Origin of the sequence: Rhodococcus sp. FH8 (assembly GCF_019266085.1) — a bacterium.
Taxonomy (GTDB): domain Bacteria; phylum Actinomycetota; class Actinomycetes; order Mycobacteriales; family Mycobacteriaceae; genus Rhodococcus_F; species Rhodococcus_F qingshengii.
This window is the reverse complement of sequence record NZ_LPNQ01000081.1, coordinates 65,771-89,104: the sequence shown is the minus strand read 5'-3', so window position 1 is coordinate 89,104 and position 23,334 is coordinate 65,771. Positions and strand designations below refer to the sequence as shown.

Genomic DNA, 23,334 nt, shown 5'->3' with positions numbered 1-23,334 from the left:
GGCGAGGTTGGGCAGGTTGCAACCGAAGGTGTTGGTCTCGACGGCATCGGCACCAGCGGCGAAGTACGCACGGTGGATGTCTTTGAGCACGTCGGGACGGGTGTCGTTGAGGATCTCATTGCACCCCTCGAGGCCGAGGAAGTCGTCCAGGGTGAGGTCCGCGGCCTGCAACATGGTGCCCATCGCTCCGTCGCCGATGACAACGCGCTGTTTCAGCGCATCAAGCAGGGCAGAGTTAAATGGGGCAGACATGCCGTCCAGAGTAGTGGGCGCACCGACAAGCTCTGGCCGTAGGCTGGGTGGGTGAGTCCAAGTGAGTTCCCCGTCACTCCCGACGGCCCGGTCGATTTCGATGATTCCGCGGCCTTCGAGAGCCCTGACGGCTTTGCCGTCGACAGCAGCGACCGCCTCGAGGGCGACATCCCTGTCCTACGTGATCCCATCCTCGTTGCAGCTTTCGAGGGCTGGAACGACGCCGGTGACGCAGCCAGCGGTGCGGTCGAACATCTCGAGCTGATCTGGGATGCCCAGCCGCTCGCCGAACTCGATTCAGAGGACTACTACGACTATCAGGTCAACCGCCCCACGGTCCGGCAGGTCGACGGTGTCACTCGCGAAATCGTTTGGCCGGCAACACGTTTGTCGGTCTGTTCGCCTCCTGGCAGCGAGAGCGACATCGTCCTGCTTCGCGGGATCGAACCCAACATGCGGTGGCGCAGTTTCTGCGAGGATCTGCTCGAGCTGATCGACCAGCTGAACGTCAAGACGGTCGTCATCCTCGGCGCCCTGCTCGCCGATACTCCGCACACCCGGCCGGTCCCGGTGACGGGCACGGCCTACAGCAGTGAATCCGCCGCCCGATTCAACCTGGAACAGACGCGGTACGAAGGCCCGACGGGCATCACCGGGGTTCTTCAGGACGAGTGCGTTCGTGCTGGTGTACCCGCTATTTCGTTCTGGGCGGCGGTTCCGCACTACGTCTCGCAGCCACCCAACCCGAAGGCCACAGTGGCCCTACTTCAACGAGTCGAGGATGTTCTCGACATCGAGGTCCCACTCGGGGAGCTCCCGGCTCAGTCGGAGGATTGGGAGGAAGCGGTCAACGAAATGACCGCGGACGACGAGGAAATCGGCGAATACGTGCGCACCCTGGAAGAACGGGGAGACGCCGAAACCGACATCAGCGAAGCAATCTCCAAGATCGACGGCGACGCCATCGCCGCGGAATTCGAGCGCTACCTCAGACGGCGAGGCCCCGGCAGCTTCGGACTGTGAGCAAGAACACTCCAGAAGAAGGTGGAAGTACGCAGCGCCCACTGCGCCTCCGGCTTCAACTGATCGCGCTGTACGCCGGCGGGTTCCTCGGCCCGTTCGGCGGCGGCGTGGTTGCTTCGATCCTCCCCGAGATCGGTGACGATCTAGGGGTCGGCCCGTCGGCGGCCGCCTCTTCCCTCACCGCGTACCTGCTCCCCTTCGCCGCTCTGATGTTGGTGTCCGGGACGCTCGGGACACGGTGGGGCAAGGTCCGGACGGTGCGCATCGCATACGGCGTCTATGTCTTCGCGTCGTTGGCATGCTTCCTCGCCCCGACACTCGAGATCTTCCTTGCCGCCCGGGTACTGCAGGGCTCCGCGAACGCATTCACCACGCCGCTGCTGCTTGCTTCGTTGGCGGCCGCAACTCCGCAGGCCCGATTGGGTCGAGCCCTTGGAGCCTTCGGCGCATTCCAGGCCGCAGGGCAGTCGTCGGCTCCGTTGATCGGCGGACTGGCGGCCGAATTCGACTGGCGTCTGGCCTTTCTCGTCATCGCAGTGGTCGCGGGCATCCTGGGAGCCGTCGGACTTCCGAAGTCCGACGCACCGGCAGCGACTACTCCTGCACGCCTTCGCGACGCACTACGCCCTGAAGTGCTCCGCATCGGTATCGCTGCATTGCTCGGCTGGGGCGCCCTCGGTGGACTGAGCTTCCTGCTTGCCTTCCGCTTCGAAGACGAGTTCGGGCTGTCCCCCACCGTCCGCGGCCTACTGCTCACCGTCTTCGGCGTGGCCGGCATCCTCTCGGCCCGGCGCATCGGAATCCTCATCGATCGCATCGGCGCACGCTCCTCCGTGATGATCGGCGCCCTGGGCGGAGCAGTTCTGGTCTCCGTCGTCGGCCTTGCCGGCTTGGTGCCGGTGATCGCGATCGCATGGTTTGTCGCAGGCGTCGCGAGCCAGTTCGTGCTGGTCGGCGTCAACGCGGCGGTCCTCGGATCCGCGGGGCCGAACCGTGGCGGCGCCGTGTCCGTCGTCCAAGCGATGCGCTTCGGCGGCGCCGCTCTTGCTCCCCTGGCCCTGACACCGATTTACGACTCTTCGCCTGCCGCGAGCTTCCTGATCCCCGCACTACTGCTCGCCGTCGTCGCTCCCCTGATCATGCCGAAGCAACGCTGATCGGTCTCGGCAATTTCGAATTTGAAGTTGTGTAGGTAGTGAGTTTCTCGGCGAAAGCGACCACCGTTGTCGCGAGGCTGTCAGGGCGAACATTATTCGGAAAATCGTGTGTTTCCGTCGTTGACAGATATTGATACCATTGGAACATGAGCGAATCTGAGTCGGAACCGGAACGGCCGATCGACATTTTTCGGCGATCGGTTGCCGTCATCGAAGAAAATTTGCCTCCTACCTGGTCTTTGTCGACACAGCGCTCCCCCGACCTGTCCGAGGCGCCACTCCGACTCGACCTCCGCTCCCCTGACGGCGCGGTGGCCAAATTCGGCGTCTACGCCGCTCACGGTGTCCTGAGCAGCGACGTTCCCGGTATCGCCGATCGCTTCCCCACCGGTCAACCCGGCTTCGTGTGCGCAAAATATCTGTCCGAGCCGGTCCGCCGGCAGCTCGATTCCCACGCGATCTCGTACGCAGACGCCACGGGCAACGTGTCGTTGACCGCTGATCGACCCGCCGTCTGGGTGCGTGGACGCGGAGCCGACGCCGATCCGTGGCGGGGGCCCGGACGTCCTTCCGGACAGCTGACGGGTGATCCGTCAGCTCGCGTCGTGCGTGCGCTTGCCGATTTCGCGGCGCCACTGGCGATCACTGCCTTGGTGCGCCTGGCCGGTGCATCGACGGGAGCAACCTACCGGGTGGTTCAGACACTGTCGGATCGCGAACTGGTCACCCGGCTCCCCCGCGGCGGAATCGGTGACGTCCGCTGGCCGAAGATGCTTCGTGAATGGGCGGCTGAGGCCGGGGCCAAAGCGCCGACGCCTCACGGCTTTCACGCGCCGGACGGGTTGGAAGCACTCTTCGATCAACTGCGTCAGCTCAGCGGTCACATCTACGCCGGTACCGCCTCGGTGGCCGCCGCACCCTTTGCTCGGTACGCGCCCACTCGACGTGCCCACTTCCATGCCGACAACGTCGATCAGTTCGCCGACGCTCTCGGACTACGGCGTGTGGAATCCGGCGGTGACGTGTGGATCACCGCTCCCCTCTCACCGTCTGCCTTCGACCGATTGCTCACCCGCGACGGCATCCGCATCGTCGCCCCCAGCCAAGCGTTCGCCGATCTGCTGGTCGGCCCGGACTCCGACGAGGCGGCGGCCGAGCACCTGCTCACATGGATGATCGAGAACGAATCGCAGTGGCGACGCGCCGCATCCCCTGCTACGGATCGCCCGTAGGAAAAAGAGGGGGCGTCTCTCGCCTACCCTGTCATGGTGGAAGAAACGAGTGCGCCCGATTACGCCGCGTACGCCGACACCAATCGACTGAAGCTGTTTTCGTTCACGATCGCGGAAAAACGGGCCGAGTACCTCTGGGTACTTCGTGCCTTCGACCATGCTCGCGCCAACTACACCGTCCTGCTGCATGCCGGAGCCGTCGCGCACATCCTCGAGAAGATCGGTGGATCGGATCCGGCGGCCGATCTGTCGGCAGCAGAGGTCACTCCCCTGTTGGATCAGCTCCACGTGTGGGAGATCCTCGAGCGCAGCTACGACGGCACCCGCGCGGCCACGCTGGCCGAGTACCGCAATCGCCACTTCGTCTACCAGTTCGGTCAGGCCGGATACCAGGTCTATCGATCAGTCGAAGACGTTCTCGCCGCACGCCTGGACTCGGCGTCGCTCTCGCGTCTCGCTCTGCCGGACCTGCTCGCAGACATGTCCGAACTCGCCGAGGCCAACCGAAGCTCCGACGGCGATCTGATCTTCCGCAAGCTCAAGCGCCTCGACTCGACACTCTCCGACATGGCTGATCGAGCCGCGCACTTCTATCTGACCCTCGGGGACCTCGTACGGACCACGGAGATCACTCCGCAGGCTTTCCTCACGCACAAGGACGCTCTGCTCACGCACATGCGGGAGTTCAGCTCCGATCTGGCTCGCTACGCCCCCAAGCTCAAGGAAGCGATCGAGCACGTCGAATCCACCGGGGTCGATCGCATGATCCGCCTCGCCGCCGCCAGTGACGAACGGGTGTTCGTCCCGATCACCGAACGCGAAGACGACTGGGCTGCGCGTTGGCGAGGATTGACCGCCTGGTTCGTCTCCGCGGAATCGGGGATCAGCGAGTCCGAGCGTCTACGTGAGGGCACGATGAGCGCGATCGCCGCGGTTCTGGCGCTCCTTCGCCGCGTCACGGAAACCCGTCGCGGCGGCGTCAGCCGTGAGAGCCAGCTCCGGCACCTCGCCGGCTGGTTCGCCGCCACGCCGTCCGAAGACGCAGCTCATGCTCTGTTCCAGGCAGTGTTCGACCTCGGTCGTCCACGCCATCTCTCGATGGTGCATCCGGACGCCGACATCATTTCGCACTCACGCTCGTGGTGGGAGGCACCGCCGGTCGAGATCGCGCGAACACTCGCCGAAACCGGCCGCCCGCCCTCACCCGGCTTGCCGAGCAAGGTCGCCCGCAACGACGGCAGCATCCGCCGCCTGCGCGAAGAGCAGTTGGCGGCGCAACGTACGCGCAGTGCCGCGGCGCAATCCCTCGCGTCGAACGGTGTTTATCAGCGCGAACTCAACGAGCAGGAGACCGAAGTTTTGCTGAGTCTGCTCAATGCAGCACTGACCGCGCGCGTTCCGGTGGTGGGACGCGTCAAGAGCTCCACCGGTAGCGAGAACGGGGTGAAGCTGACACTCAGTCCCTCGGACGGTTCGACCACCATCAAGACTGCTCGCGGACGAATGCATCTCGACGGCATCGAGGTCAGTGTTCGATGAGAGCTCGCGAGATCACGCCCCTTGCCCTCGACTCGTATCAACGCGCGGCGCGAGTGATCCTGTCCAACCACCTGATCACCTCGACGTACCCGGATCGAATTGCGTTGCCGCTCTTGCGCCGTTGGGCCACCGAACTGCGTGACGACCTTCTCGAACTGTTCGGCTACCGCCTCGAGGTGACGGAGACCACCGCGCGCCTGTTCACGGTGTCGGATCGGCTCAACCCGTCGGCACCGGCCAGAACTGCCTCCGAGCGAACCTTCGATCGCACGCGCTACGCGTACCTGGCGTTGTGCCTGGCCGCATTGGGCCGCGCCGGAAACCAGATCACGTTGTCGGAGTTGGCCGATCACGTCGCGGCTGACGCAGGGCAGGTCGACGGCGTGGAACTCTCCACCGATCGTGCGTCCGACCGCGACGCCTTCGTCGACGCAGTGGGCTGGCTCGGAGTCAGAGGCGCCATCGCCCTCGCCGACGGTGACGCAAACGGCTGGGCGTCCAATCCCGAAGCGGGAGAAGCGCTCTACGACATCGACCGTTCCGTCGTCGTAGCGCTGTTCCGTCCACCGCGCGCCCTGCAACACCTACACTCCATCCGCGGACTCCTGGCCGTCGAGACCTCGAGCGCCTCCGAGGACGACGGAATTCCCGTGGACGCGAAAGAGATCGGACGCCGAGTACGTCGGGCACTCGTCGAGCGCCCGGTCGTACTGGCCGGTGAACTCGATCAGCACGAATTGATCGCGTTGGCGCAGCCCAAGACCGCGTCGGAAGTCGAACTACTGACGGGGTTGGTGGCCGAGCGCCGCGCCGAGGGAATCGCGATGATCGATCCCACCGGTCGCCTCTCCGACGTCCGCTTCCCGAGCACCGGAACGATCGCTCAGGTGGCACTTCTCCTGGCCGGCGAGATTGCCGATCGCGTACTCGACGTCGACGCTCCTGAACTGCCGAAACTTCCGATCCCGCACGTGTCGGACGATCATCTGATCGAACAACTCGATGCCGCCATCCCCGAGGCCGGGATCTTCGAGGACCTCGCCGACGAGGACGACGACTTCGTGCTGCCCGCCGGCGAACCGGCCGAGCCACCGCCACCCGTCACGTACCCGAAAATCGACGACGACTGGCTCGCTGACAAGGTCACCGAGTTGGTGGACCAGTTCGGGCGAACTTTCGCGGCGCAGTGGCAGGCCGATCACAACGGGCTGCGCAAGCAGGCGCTCGGGTTGCTGCAACGTCTGCGCCTGACGCATGCGGTCGACGGCGGCGTACTGGTGTTGCCCGTCCTTGCCCGGTACCGCGACGTCGTGGTCTCCGTGCGCGAACGCGATCCTCAGATCGACTTCGCGGTGGACAACTCCGCACCGGATCCGGTCGACGAATTCGGCCCCGAACCTTCCCCCAACGGCGAACTATCAGAGGTAGAGAACGTATGAGCAACGCCCGCTTCCGACCTACTCGGGCTGGAATCATCAACCTCTGGGATTACCGAGACCAAGAGTTCTCGTTCGCCGACGGTCGACTGGTTCTGCGGGGACCCAACGGATCCGGCAAGACCAAGGCCCTCGAGGTCCTGTTCCCGTTCGTCTTCGACGGCCGCATCGAACCGCGGCGCCTCAACCCGTTCGCCGGTGAAGAGCGCACGATGAAGTCCAACCTGCTCTACCGGGGCCAGGACAGCGCGCACTCCTACGTGTGGATGGAGTTCTGCCGCGGCTCCCTCGAAGATCCCGAGTCGGTGACCGTGGGTATCGGCATGCGGGCAACCCGAACCAACGACAAGGTCACCCGCTGGTACTTCGTCGCCGACGGCCGCGTCGGAGTCGACTTCTCGCTGATCGGCAACGACGATCGTCCTCTCACCAAGAAGCAGTTGGCCGAACAACTCGGCAGCGATTCCATCACCGACCGTCCCCTCGACTACCGCACAGCCATCGACGCGCGAATGTTCGGTCTCGGAGTGCAGCGCTACGACCAGCTGATCAATCTCATTCTCACGCTTCGCCGTCCCCAGCTCGCGAAGAACCTCGACCCGAAGGGCCTTTCGCAGGCACTCACCGACGGTCTCCGTCCACTCGACGATCAGTTGGTCCTCGAAGCTGCGCGTTCGTTCAGCGACATGGAGGAAGTCGGCCGCGCGCTCGAGGGGCTCGCGGCCGCCGATCAGGCAGCCCAGAGTTTCATCGGGGTCTACACCAAGTACCTGCGTCAGCAGTCTCGCGGAGAGATCGAACAGGTCAGCACCCGCCTCGCAGCGGTCACCAGAGGTGTTGCCGCCATGGACGAGTCGTCGCTCGCCCAGACCCGCAGCCGTGAGGCGCGGGCAGCAGCCGAGGAGCGCTTCAACCAGGCCGAGCAGGCACTCGAGAACGCGCGCGCCAATGTCGAAGCACTGCAACGCTCGAGCGCGTACGAAGGCAAACAGCAACTCGACGACCTCGCCCAGGCCGTCGCGACGCTCAAGCTCTCGACCGAGCAGCAGGCAGACAAGTCCCGGAAAGCGCAGGCCGCACTCGCTCAACGCGGCGACGAAGCCGACAAGGCTGCATCGTCGGTCAAGCGTGCGGCCGAAGCACTCTCGCGCGCCGAGGACGAACTGCAGGCGGCCGCTGAGGACGCCGGCATCGTCTGGACTCCCCTGCCCGACGGCTCACGCAGTGACCAGATCACGGCAGCAGTCCGTGGCCATGCCGAGGAGCGTGACGGTGACGTACGCGTCGTCCGCACCGCACTGGCGACCGTCGAGAAGGCGGCGACCGAACGAACCCGGGCCGAAAACAGCTCTCGCCGTGGACAAGAGCTGCTCGAAGCGTCCAAGGCGGCTGTACTCGAGGGCGAAGCTGCCGTGGAACTCGCACGCAGTCAGTGCGCCAGCGGGCTGCGCGCGTGGTGGACCGATCACTCCTCCCTGTTTTCGGCTGTCGGCGCCGACACGTCGCTGTTCGAAGCTCTCGACGCGGCGCTCGCCGAAGTCGGCGACGAAGACGCTCCGGCGCTGTCCGCAGTTCTCGCCGAGCACACCGAAGCCGGCACCGAGACGCTGCGCGAGCGTCGACGTGAGGCCGAAGCTGAAATATCTGCCTCACACGCCTCCATCGCGGCTCTCAAATCCGAGCGCAAGGCCGTCTCGGCGGAACACGACGACGCTCCGCCTGCCTTCCACGCACGCACCGACAACCGCAGTGAACTGGGTGGTGCACCGCTGTGGCAGTTGGTGCGCTTCGCCGACTCCGTCGAACCAGACGTGGCCACGGGAATCGAATCCGCACTCCAGGCGGCAAATCTGCTCGACGGCTGGGTCTGCCCGGACGAGAAGATTCCCGAGCACGTCAGCGAGCAGTTCCTGACGGCTCCGCCCGTCAAGCAGCGTCCGAAGGGACGAACGCTGGCGGACGTCCTCGAGGTCGAAGGCAATGCCGACGTACCCGACGCTCGGGTACAGGACATTCTCGCGTCGATCAGTCTCGTCGAGGCACCGGGAGACTCCGATGCAAGCGTCGCGATCGGCGTCGACGGCCGCTTCTGGCAGGGCGTCGCGCGTGGCCGGCACGTCAAGGCCGACGCCGAGTACATCGGCACCACAGCACGGGCGCGTCGACGCGAGGCTCGGATCACCGAGATCGACGCGGCTCTGGAAGAACTTGCCGCGGCAGTCGATACGGCCAAGGCACTGGTGGCGCAGACCAACGAGCAACTGAGCCGGATCAACTCTGCGGCAAAGGAATTGCCGAAGACAGGTTCGATCCTGCGCGCACTCAAGACGGTCACCGAATCCGCCGGCGCACTCCGTACTCGCTCGGAGGCCACGGAAACGGCACAACGCGAACTCGATGCGGCGATCGCTGATCTCGCGGCGAAGGAAAAGCAACTCCGAGCGACGGCGTCGCAGCACCGGACGCCGCATATCGGCCGTGAACTCGACTCCCTCGCGGCGGCGATCCGCCATTTCGAGAAGCAGGGCGAACTGGCGCTGCGCTGCCGACGGGAGCATGCCAAGGAAGTCGAACTCGAACGCGAGTCTCGCGACCGTCTCGACGAATCACGTGCCAATGCGGAGGAATTCGCCGAGGAAGCCGCCATCGCCGAGGAGAGTCTGCTCCAGCAGGTGCAGCGTCTCGAGACGCTGCGCGACACCCTCGGTGCCAGCGCCGAGCAGATCGACCTGGACCTGGCAAAAGCCCGCGCGAAGATCGAAGAATGCAAGGTCGAACAGCGTGCGGCGCGAAAGGCGTACGACGCCGCCGTCCTCCAGATCGGCACGGCGGAGGGTGCGTACAACACCGCCGTGGAGACCTTGCGTCACACCCTGACCGAAACCCGCAGTGATGCAGAGCGACTCGCACCCTACGCGCGCCCGGACCTTCTCGAGTTGTTGGGCGTCAAGGATCACCTGAACTGGCCGGCCAGTTCAGCGGCGTGGATGAGCCCCGATCAGTTGGTCTACCGCATACAGAACGAAGATCGCAGCGAGGACGCAGCCCACCCGCCCGTCCTCCCCGAAGACGTCGACAAGTTGTACCGAGCGCTCGAGGCTGCGACCTCGGCAGTCCGAGTCACCGACGGCGCCCGCAAGGCAACCCGCACGGCACTGACCTCGGCGCTGCAGGACTTCGACGCGCAACTCGCCGCCGCCGGACAGGACTACCGTCTGCAATGGGATGCACCGGACGGACTGACCGTCGTACGAGTCCAGGACGATCAGGGCTATTCGTCGATCGGCGAGTTCGCAACGCGGATCCACGACGCTCGCGGCGATCAGGAGCAGTTGCTCACCGAATCCGAGCGTCGCATTCTCGAAGATGCCCTGTTGACCGGATTGGCTCAGCAGATCCACGAGCGCACGGTCGACGCACGCGAGTTGATCGCACAGATGGGCACCGAGATGCGTGAGCGTCGGATGTCCTCAGGCAATACCATCGGCGTTCACTGGGTGCTCGCCGACAACCTCGACGACAGCTCGCGGGCGATCTCCAAGCTGCTGGATCGAGACGCGTCGGCCCTCGGCGTCGATGAACTAGCTACTCTGCGAGCACATTTCGCGACGCAGATCCGTACCGCCCGCGCGGCGCACCCCGAACGCTCGTACCCGGAGATTCTGTCCTCGGCGCTCGACTACCGTCAATGGCGCGTGTTCTCGTTCACCCTCATCAGCGGTGAGGGCAAGGAAGACCGTCTTACCGTCGCGCGGCACAGCGCGCTGTCCGGTGGCGAGCAGTCCGTCTCGCTGCACCTTCCTTTGTTCGCCGCGGCGCACGTCATGTTGGACTCGGCCGACCCGCACGCCCCGCGTCTGCTGGCACTCGACGAGGCTTTCGCCGGTGTCGACGACAACGGTCGCAGCGAGCTTCTCGGCTTGAGCGTTCAGTTCGACCTGGACCTCTTCATGACCGGCTACGACCTGTGGATCACGTACGCAGACGTCCCCGGCTGTGCGCACTACGACCTCGCGCACTCCACGGCCGAACAGGCTGTCAGCGCCGCGCTGCTGGTCTGGTCGAACGGTGAACTGCTTGCCGAGCACGACGGAACGGATCTGGCGAGGGCATTGGGCTCGCCGCTACGGCGCCGGGTGCCGACACCCGCCGAAGGTGCGTTGGACTACGCCTAGAAACTGCTGTGCGCCTTTATTAACCGCGGGCGGTTAATAAAGGCGCACAGCAGGGGTTCAGCGAAGCGAAATACCCAGTAGGGCGTCGACGGCATCGGCGAAATCGCCGGGTGCCTGCGTGTCGGATCCGCCGCCCTCGATGGCGCGGCGGGCCCAACCGTCGAGCGCGTCGAGCGCCTTCGGGGTGTCGAGATCGTCGGCCAGGTGCTGACGCAAACGCGCAACAGTGTCGGTGGCAGACGGCGCAGAACCGAGAGCAGCGGCCTCGCGCCACACCTTCAGGCGCGACTGAGCATCCGCGAGGACCTGATCGGTCCACGCGCGATCCTGGCGGTAGTGGCCGGACAGCAGTCCGAGACGGATTGCCGCTGGGTCCACCCCCTCGCCGCGCAGCTTGGAGACGAAGACCAGGTTTCCCCGACTCTTCGACATCTTTTCGCCGTCGAGACCGATCATGCCGGTATGCACATAGTGACGCGCGAAACGGCGGTCACCCGTTGCCGATTCGGCATGCGCGGCCGAGAACTCGTGGTGCGGGAAGATCAGATCGCTGCCACCGCCCTGGACGTCGAAGCCGGAGCCGATGCGGTTGAGTGCAATGGCCGCGCATTCGATGTGCCAGCCGGGGCGCCCCGGCCCGAAGGGTGAGGTCCACGAGGGCTCGCCCGGACGCTCCGCACGCCAGACGAGTGCGTCGAGCGGATTGCGCTTTCCGACGCGATCGGGATCTCCGCCGCGTTCGGCAAAGAACTTCTCCATCGTCGCGCGGTCGTAGCCCGACTCGTAGCCGAACTGCTCGGTCGCGTCGGCACGGAAGTAGACGTCGGGGAACTCCGCGTCGTCGACGATGTACGCGGCGCCGGACGCCACGAACTTCTCCACCAACTCGACTACTTCGTTCACCGATTCGACGGCGCCGATGTAGTCCTTCGGCGGAAGCACACGCAGCGCTTCCATGTCCTCGCGGAAGAGTGCCGTCTCACGCATGCCGAGGACGATCCAGTCCTCGCCGTCGCGATTGGCTCGCTCGAACAGCGGGTCGTCCACGTCGGTCACGTTCTGGACGTAGTGGACATCGTGTCCGGCGTCGCGCCAGATGCGGTTCACGAGGTCGAACGTGAGGTACGTGGCCGCGTGGCCGAGGTGGGTGGCGTCGTACGGGGTGATGCCGCAGACGTACATCGTCGCCTTCTCGCCCGGGGTGACGGGGCGAACCTGACGGTCGGCTGTGTCGTACAGCCGCAACGGCGGCCCCTGACCGGGAACGGACGGGAGTGCGGTATCGGACCAAGACTGCATGCTGCCGAGCCTAGTGGAGACTGCTCTGAGGCTGGGAAGGTGCTGGCTGATCCTGCTCCGGTTCGGGCGTCGACGCGAGCTTGCTCGGCCACCAGATCTTCTGACCGATGTCGTAGGTCAAGGCCGGGACCAGCAAGGATCGGACGATCAGAGCGTCGAGCAGGACACCGAACGCCACGATGAACGCGATCTGGGCGAGGAACAACAGAGGGATCACCGCCAACGCCGAGAAGGTTGCTGCCAGAACAACTCCGGCAGATGTGATCACCCCGCCGGTCACCGTGAGTCCCCGCAGAGCGCCCGCCCTGGTGCCGATCTTCAGCGCTTCCTCACGCACCCTCGTCATGAGGAAGATGTTGTAGTCGATTCCCAGAGCCACGAGGAACACGAACGCAAAGAGCGGGACCACCGGATCCGCGCCGGGGAAACCGAAGATGTGGTCGAACACCAGCGACGAAATGCCCAGTGTCGCAGCAAACGAGAGCACAACGGTGCCCATGAGAAGCAGCGGTGCGAGAAGCGAACGCAGCAAGAGCGAGAGAATCACGAACACCACGATGATCACCACGGGAATGATGAGTGTCCGGTCCCGTGTCGAGGTGGTCTTCGTGTCGAGGTCGGTCGCAGTGACGCCACCGACCAATGCGTCGGCGCCCTCCACTGAGTGAACTGCATCACGCAGTCGCACGATGGTGTCTTCGGCCTCGAGCGAGTCGGCAGCGTCAGTCAACGTCGCCTGCAGGGAGACTCGCCCGTCGACAACCAGAGGCGCTCCCCCGTTCTGCACGACGCTCACGTCGCTGACACCCTCCACGCGACTGGCTGCCGCAACGGCATCCACTTGGTCTGCATTCGCGATGACCACGGCCGGTGAACCCGAACCCGCGTCGAAGTGCTCGCCGAGAATCTCCTGGCCTGCAACCGAATCGACATCGAGCAAGAAGATGTCGGACGACGAGACACCGCTGGCTTTGAACTGCGGCATCATCATCGCGAAGATCACCAGCACCAGCGTCGACGCCACCCAGAAGCGGCGCGGATGCCTACCGATTCGAGCAGCGAGCCCGGCCCAGAACCGGTGATCGTTCGCCTCGTCGTGGTGCTCGCGGTCGGCATCGAACTTCGGCTTGGTCGGCCAGTACGCCGTCCTCCCGAACAGAACCAGGACAGCAGGTAGGAAGGTCATCGATGCGAGGAAGGACGCGGCGATACCGATGGCGGCCACCGGACCGAGTCCGCGGTTCGAGTTCAGGTCGGAGAGCAACAGGCACAGAACGCCCGCGATGACCGTTCCTGCAGACGCTGCGACAGGTTCGAGCGTCGCGCGCCACGCAGTGCGCATTGCTGCGTACTTGTCCTTCTCGATCCGCAATTCTTCCCGGTAGCGAGAGACCAGCAGTAGCGCGTAGTCGGTGGCGGCACCGAACACGAGGATGAACAGGATGCCCTGGCTCTGACCGTTCAGTGCAATGACGTCCGCGTCCGCGAGCAGATACACGAGCAAGCTCGACAATCCGAGTGCGAAGATCGCCGAAAAGATCACCACGAACGGCAGGATCGGGCTTCGGTAGACGATGATCAGGATCACGATCACGACGGATCCGGCTACCAACAACAGCAATCCGTCGATACCGGCGAATGCTGCCGACAGATCCGCAACCTGCCCAGCGGGGCCGGTGACCTTGACTGTCAGTCCGTCAGGGCTCGACTCCAGCGCCGCGCGCAGCGCTTTCACGCTGTCCTTGACTTCGAGGGTGCTGTCGACCGGCAGGAACATCTGGAGTGCCTGGCCGTCGGCCGACGGGATCGGCGGCGATGAGGCGTCGCCGAATCCTTCGGTACCGACAAACGAATCGACGGTCTGGGACAGGAAGGTGGAGTCGGCGGGCTCGAGGCCACCCGGTCGTTCCGCCACGATGATGGCCGGCACGAAGCGCGTGTCCGTGAAGCTCTCCTGAAGCTTTGCCACCTCGGTCGCTTCGGCCGACGCGGGCAGGAACGACGTGTTGTCGTTCTGCTGCACCGTGCTGAGCTTTCCGGCGAACGGACCGCCGAATCCTCCGATTGCCAGCCAGCCGATCACGAGGAGAGCTGGCACAATCCATCGAAGGCGACGAACAGGACGATTTTGTACTGGTGTGCTCACTGGGTCTCCAGGGATCGGCAGCAGAGGACTTGCCGACTATTTTGTTCAGCATGCTGAGTAATTGCAAACGGAAGGCAGAAAAATGAGCAGCGACGGCCTGGACGACTGGCCCACCGGCCGGCTGTTGTCCACCGCTGCACGCCTGGTGGAGCACTCGTGGGAGAAGGTCTTGCGGTCTCAGGACATGACGCACGCGGGCCTGATCGTGCTCCACTCGATCGCCGGTGGGGCGGCGTCTCAACGCGACATCGCGAAGAACGCCCGAGTCACCGATCAGACGATGAGCCGCACGATCGACCGTCTCGAACGAGCGGGTTACGTCACTCGTGACACCGATCCGAGGGACGAGCGTCGGCGCGTGATCGCGATAACCGACGCCGGAAGACTGACGTACGAGCGACTACTGACGCTCGAGAAGGAAGATGCGGCGTTGACCGTCGGCGTCGGGGATGTCGCCGCGCTGCGCGAACAACTACTGCGATTGGTTCGCTCACCCGGATTGAAGACGGCAACTCGCGAACAGCAGGAAACGTCTCGCGACTAGAAGGCCGGCCAGGGAATCGTTCGATGGCCGTTCGGTTCGGGCATCACAGCGGACTCGGCGAACTGCATCGCCCGCACCGCCAAAGCCACGATCTCTTCCTCGGTGATCAGTTCGGACAACTCGTCGCCGAGATCCCCGTCGAGAGTTGTCGCGAATTCGGCGACGTCGGCGATCAAAGCACCGGGTACGGGCTGCCCGGCCCACCCCCACAACACCGTCCGCAGCTTGTTCTCCGAGTGAAGACAGATTCCGTGATCAACGCCGTACACCGAGCCGTCGACGCCCTCGAGGGCGTGACCACCTTTACGGTCGGCATTGTTGATGAGGACGTCCAGAACGGCCATTCGCTGCAGCCGTGGATCGTCCGCATGGATCAGAGAGACTGGTTCACCCTCCGAGTCGAAGGCCTGCAGGACCTCGAACCACCCCGGCGGAACGTTGCCGGGACTGCACAGGTCCACCATCTCGAGTCCACCAGATCCATCCGCGCGGCGATCGACGGTGTCGATCCATCGCTGCACCATGCCTGGACCGAAGGGGCCGTCCCGCAACACTGTTCGCGGAATCACTCCCCAACCCAGCGCCTCGGACACGCGGTACGACGCGACCTCACGCCCCGCCAGAGTGCCGTCCGGGAAATCCCACAGTGGGCGTTCACCCCGCACCGGCTTGTAGACCACACGGGTGGACTGCTCCCCCAGAGTCGACTCACATACCAGCGTGGCGTTGCTCGCCGTGGTGATCTGACCGATCAGAGTCAGATCACCCTCGAGCAGAACGTCCGGCACACCAGGTTCGGACACGACGTCAGACCTCGTCGTCGTCTGCGTCGTCGATCGCGAAACCGAAGGACTCGCCGCGTCGGTACCCATTGGTGCGGATGCAGACGTGTCCCTCGGGCGCCAACGGTTCACCACACAGCGGGCACGGCGCGCGTCCCGCCGCGATGACGCGTTCGGACCGCAGCGAAAACTCGCGCGCTTGCTCCGGAGTCAGGAACACACGGACCGCGTCCGGACCGTCGTCGGCGTCGTCGAGGACAACCGATTCGTCGAACTCCGTCTCGCTGACGGCAAGCAGCTCCACGACGACCGCCCCGGCATCGGCGTCCCAACCGAGCCCCATCGTGCCGACCCGGAACTCCGCGTCGAGCGGTGTGACCAGCGGGCTGAGGTCGGAGACGTCGTCGGCTTGTGGCGGAACCTCGGTTCCGAAGCGTCGATGTACCTCTTCGAGGAGTAAGCCCATGCGATCGGCGAGGACCTGAACCTGCTGCTTCTCGAGCAGCACACTCACCACCCGTGATTCGTGCACGGCCTGGAGATAGAAAGACCTGTCACCGGGTTCGCCCACCGTTCCTGCGACAAATCGGTCAGGAGTGCGAAATACGTGAATCGCGCGCGACATTGCACCTCCTCGAGTTCGAGCAGAACATCACTGAATACCCATTATCCGTCACAGCTCACGCACCGACCTCTCCGCCGGGGACGGACTCCTGCGCGGGAGCCGAACCGTTGGTCGCGGCCTTCGCCGCACCGATCGCGGCGAGCACGTCTCCGGTGTCGTTGACGCGAAGAACGAACGGCAGTGTCGCCGTGTAGCGAATCACACTGACCGAGGCGGGCTCGGCGACGATGCGCTGGAACGAATCGAGATGCATCGCAAACGCGTCGGCGAGAACCGATTTGATGACGTCACCGTGCGTGCACGCGATCCAGACGACGTCCTTGCCGTGTTCTTCGGCCAGCCGTGCGTCGTGCTCTCGGATCGCGGCAACGGCTCGCGCCTGTACCTGGGCCAGCCCTTCACCGCCGGGAAACACTGCACCGGAAGCGTGGCGCTGCACCACTTTCCAGAGCGGTTCTTCCAAGAGTTCCTTGAGCGGGCGACCCGTCCAGTCGCCGTAATCGACCTCGATGAGGCGATCCTCGACCACCGGCGTAAGACCACGGTCGACGGCAATGGGGCCGACCGTCTGCTCACACCGCAACAGCGGCGAGCGGACGATCTCCGCGATGTCCAGACCGACCAGCCGATCGACGACGCCTTCGGCCTGTTTCCGGCCGTGGTCGTCGAGTTCCACACCCGGCGTTCGACCGGCCAGGGTATGGGCAGTGTTGGACGTCGACCGCCCGTGCCGCAGTAGGACAACTGTCATTCCACAACCCTAATGGGGCGGTGGCCGCACGGACGGGTGGTCGACGTCGAAACGGGCCCTATGTCGCGGACACGACCCCTGTGGCCAGCAACGCAAGGACGACTACGCCGAGAGCGATTCTGTATCCGACGAACCAGTACATGGAGTGATCGACAACAAATCGAAGCAGCCAGGCGATCGCTGCGTAACCGACCGCGAAGGCGATGACGGTTGCCACCAGCAACTGCGGACCGCTCGCGTTCAGACCCTCACCAGCCGGCTCGAAGGCATCCGGGAGGCTGAACAAACCGGAGGCGAGAACTGCCGGAATCGCCAACAGGAACGAGTAACGGGCTGCGGCCTCACGGGTGAGTCCGAGGAAAAGGCCGGCACTGATCGTGCCACCCGAACGTGAGACACCCGGGATGAGCGCGAGCGCCTGAGCCGAACCCATGATGATGCCGTCGCGTGCTGTGAGCGATTCGATCGGGCGCGTCTTGCGTCCGTAGTACTCGGCAGCAGCGATGACGAGCGCGAACACGATCAACATCGTGGCAATCAGCCACAGATTGCGTGCGCCGGTACGGATCTGGTCTTTGAAGAAGAACCCGAGGATGCCGACCGGGATGGTGCCGATGATGACGTACCAGCCCATCCGGTAATCGAGATCGCCCCGGTGCTCGGCATTGAACACACCTCGGAACCAGGCAGTGATGATCCTCACGATGTCGCGTGCGAAGTAGATCAGGACCGCCAACTCGGTGCCGAGCTGCGTCACGGCGGTGAACGACGCGCCGGCGTCACTGCCGAAGAATATCTCCGACACGATTCGCAAATGTCCGGAAGACGAGATGGGCAGGAACTCGGTCAAGCCCTGCACGAGGCCCAGGATCACGGCCTGGAGCCAGGTCATCGCTTCGCCCATCACTCACCGATCCCGGCTGATTCGAATGGGGTTACTGCACACAGGTTTCGTGTGTCGGGTTCACGTTTCACCGGCGCCACGCTACCGGGGCCCACGGCGCCGCGCCGCGCCCGGCACGTCCGTGTCCGAATACCCCGACTCGAGGCGAGCGCCTACTAGTCTGCACGTGGTGAGATCTCTCGGGTGCCGCACTTGCGCACACGAGTCGGGCGCGAGATGCAGGCGGTTATGAAGCACAGATCTGTCGGAACGAGCGGACTTCGGGTCTCGCGACTTGGGCTCGGCACACTGACATGGGGACGCGACACGGACGGCGACGAGGCTGCTGCACAGCTACTTGCGTTCGCCGAGGCCGGCGGAACCCTGGTCGACACCTCGCCCGCCTACGGCGCCGGTGCGGCGCAACGGATCCTCGCCGAGTTGCTCGACGACGTCGTTCCACGTGACGAACTCATCATCAGCTCGAGCGCCGGCATCGACCCCACACCGATCGGCACCGACCGCGTCGACTGCTCGCGGCGCGGATTGCTCCGCCAGCTCGACGCGACTCTTCGTGAACTCGGAACCGACTTCCTCGACATGTGGCAGGTCGCAACCTGGGATCCGCTCACGCCCGTCGACGAGGTTGCAGCAACCCTCGACTACGCCGTCTCGAGCGGCAAGGTGCGGTACGTCGGAGTTCGCGGCTACCTCGGCTGGCAGCTCGCGACGGCCGTAGGAGCCGGTGGCGCAACAACACTCGCCGCGACGCAGGCCGAGTACTCGTTGCTCGCACGCGGCGTCGAGGAAGAATTGTTCGCAGCGGCGGCCCATCACGGCGTCGGAGTGTTCGCCGCAGTACCCCTCGCGGGCGGTGTGCTGACCGGCAAGTACCGCGACGGCATTCCCGTCGATTCCCGCGGCGCCGACGAAGCACATTCGCAGGATGTGCAGAGCTATCTGACCGATTCCTCGATCCGGGTGGTCGACGCAGTCGTTACCGCTGCCGACGGTCTGGGTACTTCCCCACTGGCGGTGGCACTGGCCTGGGCGCGCGATCGCGCCGGGGTGGCCAGCGCCGTCGTCGGCACGCGTGATCTCGCCCAGTTGACAGGAGTACTGGCAACCGAAGAATTGGAACTTCCGAAAGCGATTGCCGCGGCTCTCGACGATGTGAGCGCTTGATCTGTCCCGCTGATCGAAATACCGGAGGTATCGTGTTGGCGAGGGCAGGCTAACCTAGTAGGCAACGCTTGACTACAGCCTCAGGAGAATCAATGACCACGCTCGACGTAGACAGCCTTTCCGCAGACGCAGGCCCAGCCTTCTCCGAACGAATCAAGACCGAGACGGACGCAGCACACCGCGAGACGGAGCAGTCGCGATTCGTAGGCGCACTACTCGGCGGTGAGCTGACCACGGCTGGCTACGCCGCACTTCTGGGACAGACGTACCTCGTCTACACGAGCCTCGAAGAGGCCGGCCGCACACACGCCGACAACGAGTTGGTCGCCCCGTTCCTGTCCGAGGATCTGTTGCGCGTGGCTTCACTCGAAGCCGATCTCGAGTTCCTCGGCGGACCGAACTGGCGCGACGAACTCGTGGCCCTGCCGGCAACCGAGCGCTACATCGCCCGCCTGAAGGAGGTGGCGTTCGACTGGCCTGCCGGTTTCGTCGCCCATCACTACCTTCGGTACATGGGCGATCTCTCGGGCGGACAGATCATCCGCCGGATGCTCGAGCGCGCCTACGGATTCGAGACCGACGGACTTCGCTTCTACATCTTCGAAGGCATCCCCAAGCCGAAGCCTTTCAAGGACGACTACCGCTCGAATCTGGATGCACTGCAGATTCCTGCCGAGGAACAGCAGCGTTTCATCGACGAGGTGAATCTGGCGTACCGCCTCAACGGCGACCTGTTCGCCGACCTCGAAGGCGACATCGAGAGCTACCTCGTCAAATGATGAAGCGCTTGGCCGCGGCGGCTCTGGTCGCAGCAGCCGGTTTCGGTCTGGTGGCTTGCGGTCCCAGCGACAATTCCACGACATCTCAGGGTGCCAGGACCGCGGTACTCGAAGATTCCAGCCCGGTTCCCGTGTCCGACAACCCGACCGCGACACTGCCCGTGACGGTGAAGAGCTTCGACGGCGTCGACGTGACCATCACCGACAACAGCCGGATCGTTGCGGCCGACCGCTACGGGACGCTCGCGACGACGACGGTGGCGCTCGGCCTCGGTGACAATCTCGTCGGCCGCGACACCGCCGCCAAGTTTCCTGCAGTCGCGGACGTGCCGGTTGTCACGGTCGGCGGCCAATCGCTCAACACCGAGGCAATTCTCGACCTCAATCCCACCGTTGTTCTCACCGACACGAGTATCGGGCCCAAGAGCGTCCAGGATCAGTTGCGCGCCGCCGGTGTTCCCGTCGTCTTCTTCGATCCGACACGGACACTCGAGGGTGTGCCGGGACAACTCCAGGCCGTCGCCGACGCGCTCGGCGTCCCCGCCCAGGGCGCGGCGCTGGTCGATCGGACCGAATCGGAAATCGCTGGAGCTCGCGATCTGGTCCCCACCGAGGGCGATCCACTGAAAATCGCGTTCCTCTACATGCGCGGATCGGCCATCACCATGATCGGCGGTGAAGGGTCCGGAGCAGATTCCTTGATCGAGGCACTCGGCGCCACCGATGCAGGAACCGCCTCGGGCATCACACAACAGTTCGTGCCCATCACCAGCGAAGCGCTCATCGCCGCAGCGCCTGACGCCCTGCTGATGATGACGGACGGATTGGCATCGATCGGCGGAATCGACGGCCTCGAAAAGGTCCCTGGCATCGCTCAGACGCCGGCTGGAAAGAACAAACGAGTAGTCGACATGGCGGACGGTGTACTGCTCAGCTTCGGGCCGAACACCGGACGCGTCATGGCGGCACTCGCCGAAGCGATCTACGAGCCCGGTGGATCGTGAGCAAAGATTCGTGAGTGCTGATTCGTGAGTACAGAGACAGGTAGTTCCGAAGCAGGTAAGACTGTGTCCGCAGCCGAGGATTCCCATGACGTCGGGGGCGCCGACAAGTCGGCGTCTGGCCCCGCGTCGCGGTCGCGGGTGAGTGCGGTTCTGGTCAGCTTGACTCTCGCCCTCGTGATCGTCGCGGTGCTGTCGGCGTGCATCGGTCAAGTTCCGACGTCGCCTCTCGAGGTTTTGGGCAGCATCCTGCATCGCATCGGGCTCGACCTCGGTCCGATGCCCGCCCATCCCAGCGGTGAAGTGACTTTGTGGGAGGTTCGTTTCCCCCGCGTCGTGCTCGCCATCTGTGTCGGCGCGGCGCTGGGATGTTCCGGTGCGCTCCTGCAGGGTGTGTTCTCCAATCCGCTCGCAGAACCCGGAGTGATCGGAGTGTCTGCGGGCGCGGCAGTTGGCGCGAGTGCTGTCATCGTCGTCGGGGGAACGTTCGTGGCCGGCTGGGCCGTTGCTGCGGCTGCGTTCGTCGCCGGGCTGGTCACCACCGCGGCGGTCTACCTGCTGGCTCGGCACGAAGGCCGAACCGAAGTAGTGACGTTGGTGCTGACGGGCGTCGCGATCAACGCGTTCGCCGGCGGGCTCATCGCGTTCTTCACCTTCGTCGCCAGCCCGTCCGCTCGCGATCAGATCGTGTTCTGGCAACTCGGCTCACTCAACGGCGCTTCCTGGAACGCAGTCCTGATCGTGGCGCCGATGACCGTCGTCGGGATCGCCGCGACCATGATGATCGCCCCACGTCTCGACCTGCTGGCGCTCGGTGAACACGCGGCCCGTCACCTGGGCGTCAACGTCGAACGGCTGCGCCAGTTCGCGGTACTGATCGTCGCTCTCCTGGTCTCGGCGAGTGTTGCCTTCACCGGCATCATCCTCTTCGTCGGTCTGGTCGTTCCGCACCTGATGCGCATTCTCGTCGGACCTGGCCACCGCGCGCTGATTCCGGCGAGCGCCCTCGCCGGCGCACTGGTTCTGCTTGTCGCAGATCTGGGCTCGCGGTCGCTGATCGACAACGCAGACCTGCCCCTCGGAATGCTGACCGCTCTGGTGGGCGGCCCCTTCTTCTTCTGGCTTCTCCGACGCACGCGCGCGCAACAGGGCGGGTGGGCATGAGCAGCCTCGTAAGAAACTGGCGCGAACTGTTCGGCCGCGTCACCCCCGAACCGGAAAGCCCTGGCGTCGGTGATGTCACCCTCGAGGCGCGCGACATCACCGTTGAACGCGGTGGTCGGCAGATTCTGGAAGGCGTGTCCATCGAAGTCCGGGCAGGCGAGCTAGTCGTTCTCGTCGGACCGAACGGCGCCGGTAAGTCGACTCTTCTTGCGGCGTTGGCCGGTGATCAGCCCGTCATCGCTGGGCGGGTGGACGTTGACGGCACCGACCTCACTCAGTGGTCGCCGATCGACATGGCGCGCCGACGCGCGGTGCTCCCCCAGAAACACACCATCGGATTTTCGTTCAGCGCTCGCCAGGTGGTTCGTATGGGACGTGCGCCATGGACCGGAACTCGCCGAGAAGACCGCGACGGCGCTGCTATCACCGCGGCGATGAAGACCTGCGATGTCGAGGGGTTCGCCAATCGGCCGTTCGCCGTGCTGTCCGGCGGCGAGCAGGCGCGGGTCGCGCTGGCCCGGGTACTGGCACAGGAAACGTCGACCATCCTGCTGGACGAGCCGACTGCAGCTCTCGACCTCGGACACCAGGAAGCGGTGATGTCCGTGGCGCGCGCTCGCGCTGCGGACGGCGATGCCGTCGTCGTCGTTTTGCACGACCTCGCGTTGGCAGCGGCGTACGCGGATCGGATCGTCGTGCTCGAAAACGGCCGCATCGCCGCTGACGGTCCCCCGGAATCGGTGTTGCACGAAGAGCTTCTGACCCGCGTCTACGGTTATCCGGTCGAGGTCTTCCCGCATCCGACAACCGGAGCAACGCTGGTCATCCCGCGCCGAGAATTCACCGAACAGAATCGATGATCGATCCCAGCCTGTTCAGGACGGCTCTCACCGTCGGCAGGCTGCGACCGTCGCTCTCACGAACTCCGTCACCGGGACCGGGCTGTGACCAATCAGCCTCCGTGGACAGAACTGCGTCGCGGACCACACCGGCGATGCTTCGCTCGTCGGTCAGATCGATGTCGGTCACCGATCGCTCCGCGGTGGCGACAACGTCTGCAGGGGTCGGCACACTGTGCTCGCAGTATTCGCCGTATACCTCGACGAACAGCATGCTCTTTCGTACGCGGAACGCGAAAGTTCGACCGTCGGACCTGCCGAAACCGTGTGCATGGGCGCCGACGGTGAGGTCCTCGATCTCGAAGCCCGGCCGCGCCGGTTCGGGCGACTGCGCGCCGGAATCGGTGGGTTCTGTGGGAATCACAATGATCTCCTCGGTGATTGCAGCGTCAACCGCAATCGCTGTTCGTACGGTATCGCGTCAAGGGTGTGAGCGGAATGGTCGGTAGTTCCTCGACGCGA

The 23,334-nt window shown here is 64.7% G+C and carries 20 protein-coding genes; 12 read left to right on the top strand and 8 right to left on the bottom strand.

The genetic code is table 11. The features are described from left to right. A partial coding sequence (locus ATN38_RS30305; RefSeq protein ID WP_209922906.1) for a homocysteine S-methyltransferase family protein occupies window positions 1–252 on the bottom strand: 252 nt, incomplete at its 3' end. A 168-nt stretch (window positions 253–420) separates the two neighbouring features. On the opposite strand from ATN38_RS30305, the gene ATN38_RS30300 reads away from it, so the two are divergent. From ATN38_RS30300 to ATN38_RS30275, 6 genes are all read left to right on the top strand, one after another. Next, the gene (locus ATN38_RS30300) at window positions 421–1,275 is read left to right on the top strand and encodes a PAC2 family protein (RefSeq protein ID WP_223257810.1); all 855 of its coding nucleotides are present in this window, start codon (window positions 421–423) and stop codon (window positions 1,273–1,275) included. Continuing rightward, window positions 1,272–2,432: an MFS transporter gene (locus tag ATN38_RS30295; RefSeq protein WP_374104631.1), complete on the top strand. Its 1,161-nt coding sequence runs from the start codon at window positions 1,272–1,274 to the stop codon at window positions 2,430–2,432. Before ATN38_RS30300 ends, ATN38_RS30295 begins: the two co-directional genes overlap by 4 nt. A gap of 146 nt (window positions 2,433–2,578) precedes the next feature. Then, the gene (locus ATN38_RS30290) at window positions 2,579–3,664 is read left to right on the top strand and encodes a hypothetical protein (RefSeq protein ID WP_019748530.1); all 1,086 of its coding nucleotides are present in this window, start codon (window positions 2,579–2,581) and stop codon (window positions 3,662–3,664) included. Window positions 3,665–3,697: 33 nt separating this feature from the next. Continuing rightward, entirely contained in the window at window positions 3,698–5,203 is a 1,506-nt protein-coding gene (locus ATN38_RS30285; protein WP_007733760.1) for a TIGR02677 family protein, read from the top strand. After that, window positions 5,200–6,642 carry a TIGR02678 family protein gene (locus ATN38_RS30280; protein WP_030537537.1) on the top strand — a complete coding sequence of 481 codons (1,443 nt, stop codon included), beginning with the start codon at window positions 5,200–5,202 and terminating at the stop codon, window positions 6,640–6,642. The genes ATN38_RS30285 and ATN38_RS30280 overlap by 4 nt, the downstream gene beginning before the upstream one ends. After that, entirely contained in the window at window positions 6,639–10,814 is a 4,176-nt protein-coding gene (locus ATN38_RS30275) for a TIGR02680 family protein (protein WP_218749289.1), read from the top strand. The genes ATN38_RS30280 and ATN38_RS30275 overlap by 4 nt, the downstream gene beginning before the upstream one ends. Window positions 10,815–10,871: 57 nt before the next feature. On the opposite strand, the gene mshC is transcribed toward ATN38_RS30275, so the two are convergent. Beyond that, the gene (gene mshC / locus ATN38_RS30270) at window positions 10,872–12,113 is read right to left on the bottom strand and encodes a cysteine--1-D-myo-inosityl 2-amino-2-deoxy-alpha-D-glucopyranoside ligase (protein ID WP_218749284.1); all 1,242 of its coding nucleotides are present in this window, start codon (window positions 12,111–12,113) and stop codon (window positions 10,872–10,874) included. A gap of 10 nt (window positions 12,114–12,123) precedes the next feature. Then, complete coding sequence (locus tag ATN38_RS30265) at window positions 12,124–14,214, bottom strand: MMPL family transporter (protein WP_225320402.1); 2,091 nt, start codon at window positions 14,212–14,214, stop codon at window positions 12,124–12,126. A gap of 127 nt (window positions 14,215–14,341) precedes the next feature. Between ATN38_RS30265 and ATN38_RS30260 the strand changes: the two genes are divergently transcribed. Then, window positions 14,342–14,803, top strand: a complete 462-nt coding sequence (locus tag ATN38_RS30260) for a MarR family winged helix-turn-helix transcriptional regulator (RefSeq protein ID WP_003946187.1) — start codon at window positions 14,342–14,344, stop codon at window positions 14,801–14,803. Here ATN38_RS30260 and ATN38_RS30255 read toward each other — a convergent pair. Genes ATN38_RS30255 through ATN38_RS30240 form a run of 4 tightly spaced genes read right to left on the bottom strand, consistent with a single transcriptional unit; the run spans window position 14,800 to window position 17,865 of the window. Continuing rightward, a complete protein-coding gene (locus tag ATN38_RS30255) occupies window positions 14,800–15,606 on the bottom strand; it encodes an SCO1664 family protein (RefSeq protein ID WP_003946172.1) in 807 nt (268 codons plus the stop codon). The genes ATN38_RS30260 and ATN38_RS30255 overlap by 4 nt on opposite strands. 4 nt (window positions 15,607–15,610) lie before the next feature. Next, a complete protein-coding gene (locus ATN38_RS30250; protein WP_003946200.1) occupies window positions 15,611–16,210 on the bottom strand; it encodes a DUF3090 domain-containing protein in 600 nt (199 codons plus the stop codon). A 55-nt stretch (window positions 16,211–16,265) separates the two neighbouring features. Beyond that, the gene (locus tag ATN38_RS30245) at window positions 16,266–16,961 is read right to left on the bottom strand and encodes a histidine phosphatase family protein (protein ID WP_003946173.1); all 696 of its coding nucleotides are present in this window, start codon (window positions 16,959–16,961) and stop codon (window positions 16,266–16,268) included. A gap of 58 nt (window positions 16,962–17,019) precedes the next feature. Further along, a complete protein-coding gene (locus tag ATN38_RS30240; protein ID WP_030537531.1) occupies window positions 17,020–17,865 on the bottom strand; it encodes an undecaprenyl-diphosphate phosphatase in 846 nt (281 codons plus the stop codon). A gap of 228 nt (window positions 17,866–18,093) precedes the next feature. On the opposite strand from ATN38_RS30240, the gene ATN38_RS30235 reads away from it, so the two are divergent. From ATN38_RS30235 to ATN38_RS30215, 5 genes are all read left to right on the top strand, one after another. Further along, window positions 18,094–19,029 carry an aldo/keto reductase gene (locus tag ATN38_RS30235; RefSeq protein WP_003946175.1) on the top strand — a complete coding sequence of 312 codons (936 nt, stop codon included), beginning with the start codon at window positions 18,094–18,096 and terminating at the stop codon, window positions 19,027–19,029. A 92-nt stretch (window positions 19,030–19,121) separates the two neighbouring features. Further along, window positions 19,122–19,808: a heme oxygenase (biliverdin-producing) gene (locus tag ATN38_RS30230; RefSeq protein ID WP_003946162.1), complete on the top strand. Its 687-nt coding sequence runs from the start codon at window positions 19,122–19,124 to the stop codon at window positions 19,806–19,808. Further along, window positions 19,805–20,812, top strand: coding sequence for a hemin ABC transporter substrate-binding protein (locus tag ATN38_RS30225; protein ID WP_003946195.1), 1,008 nt, complete (start codon window positions 19,805–19,807; stop codon window positions 20,810–20,812). Before ATN38_RS30230 ends, ATN38_RS30225 begins: the two co-directional genes overlap by 4 nt. Before the next feature lie 63 nt (window positions 20,813–20,875). Further along, entirely contained in the window at window positions 20,876–21,973 is a 1,098-nt protein-coding gene (locus tag ATN38_RS30220; protein WP_030537529.1) for an iron ABC transporter permease, read from the top strand. Next, the gene (locus ATN38_RS30215) at window positions 21,970–22,833 is read left to right on the top strand and encodes a heme ABC transporter ATP-binding protein (protein ID WP_037132661.1); all 864 of its coding nucleotides are present in this window, start codon (window positions 21,970–21,972) and stop codon (window positions 22,831–22,833) included. The genes ATN38_RS30220 and ATN38_RS30215 overlap by 4 nt, the downstream gene beginning before the upstream one ends. Here ATN38_RS30215 and ATN38_RS30210 read toward each other — a convergent pair. After that, on the bottom strand, window positions 22,814–23,236 hold the full coding sequence (locus ATN38_RS30210; RefSeq protein ID WP_042924727.1) for a hypothetical protein: 423 nt from the start codon (window positions 23,234–23,236) through the stop codon (window positions 22,814–22,816). The two genes, ATN38_RS30215 and ATN38_RS30210, sit on opposite strands and share 20 nt — an antisense overlap. Window positions 23,237–23,334: the final 98 nt, after the last annotated feature.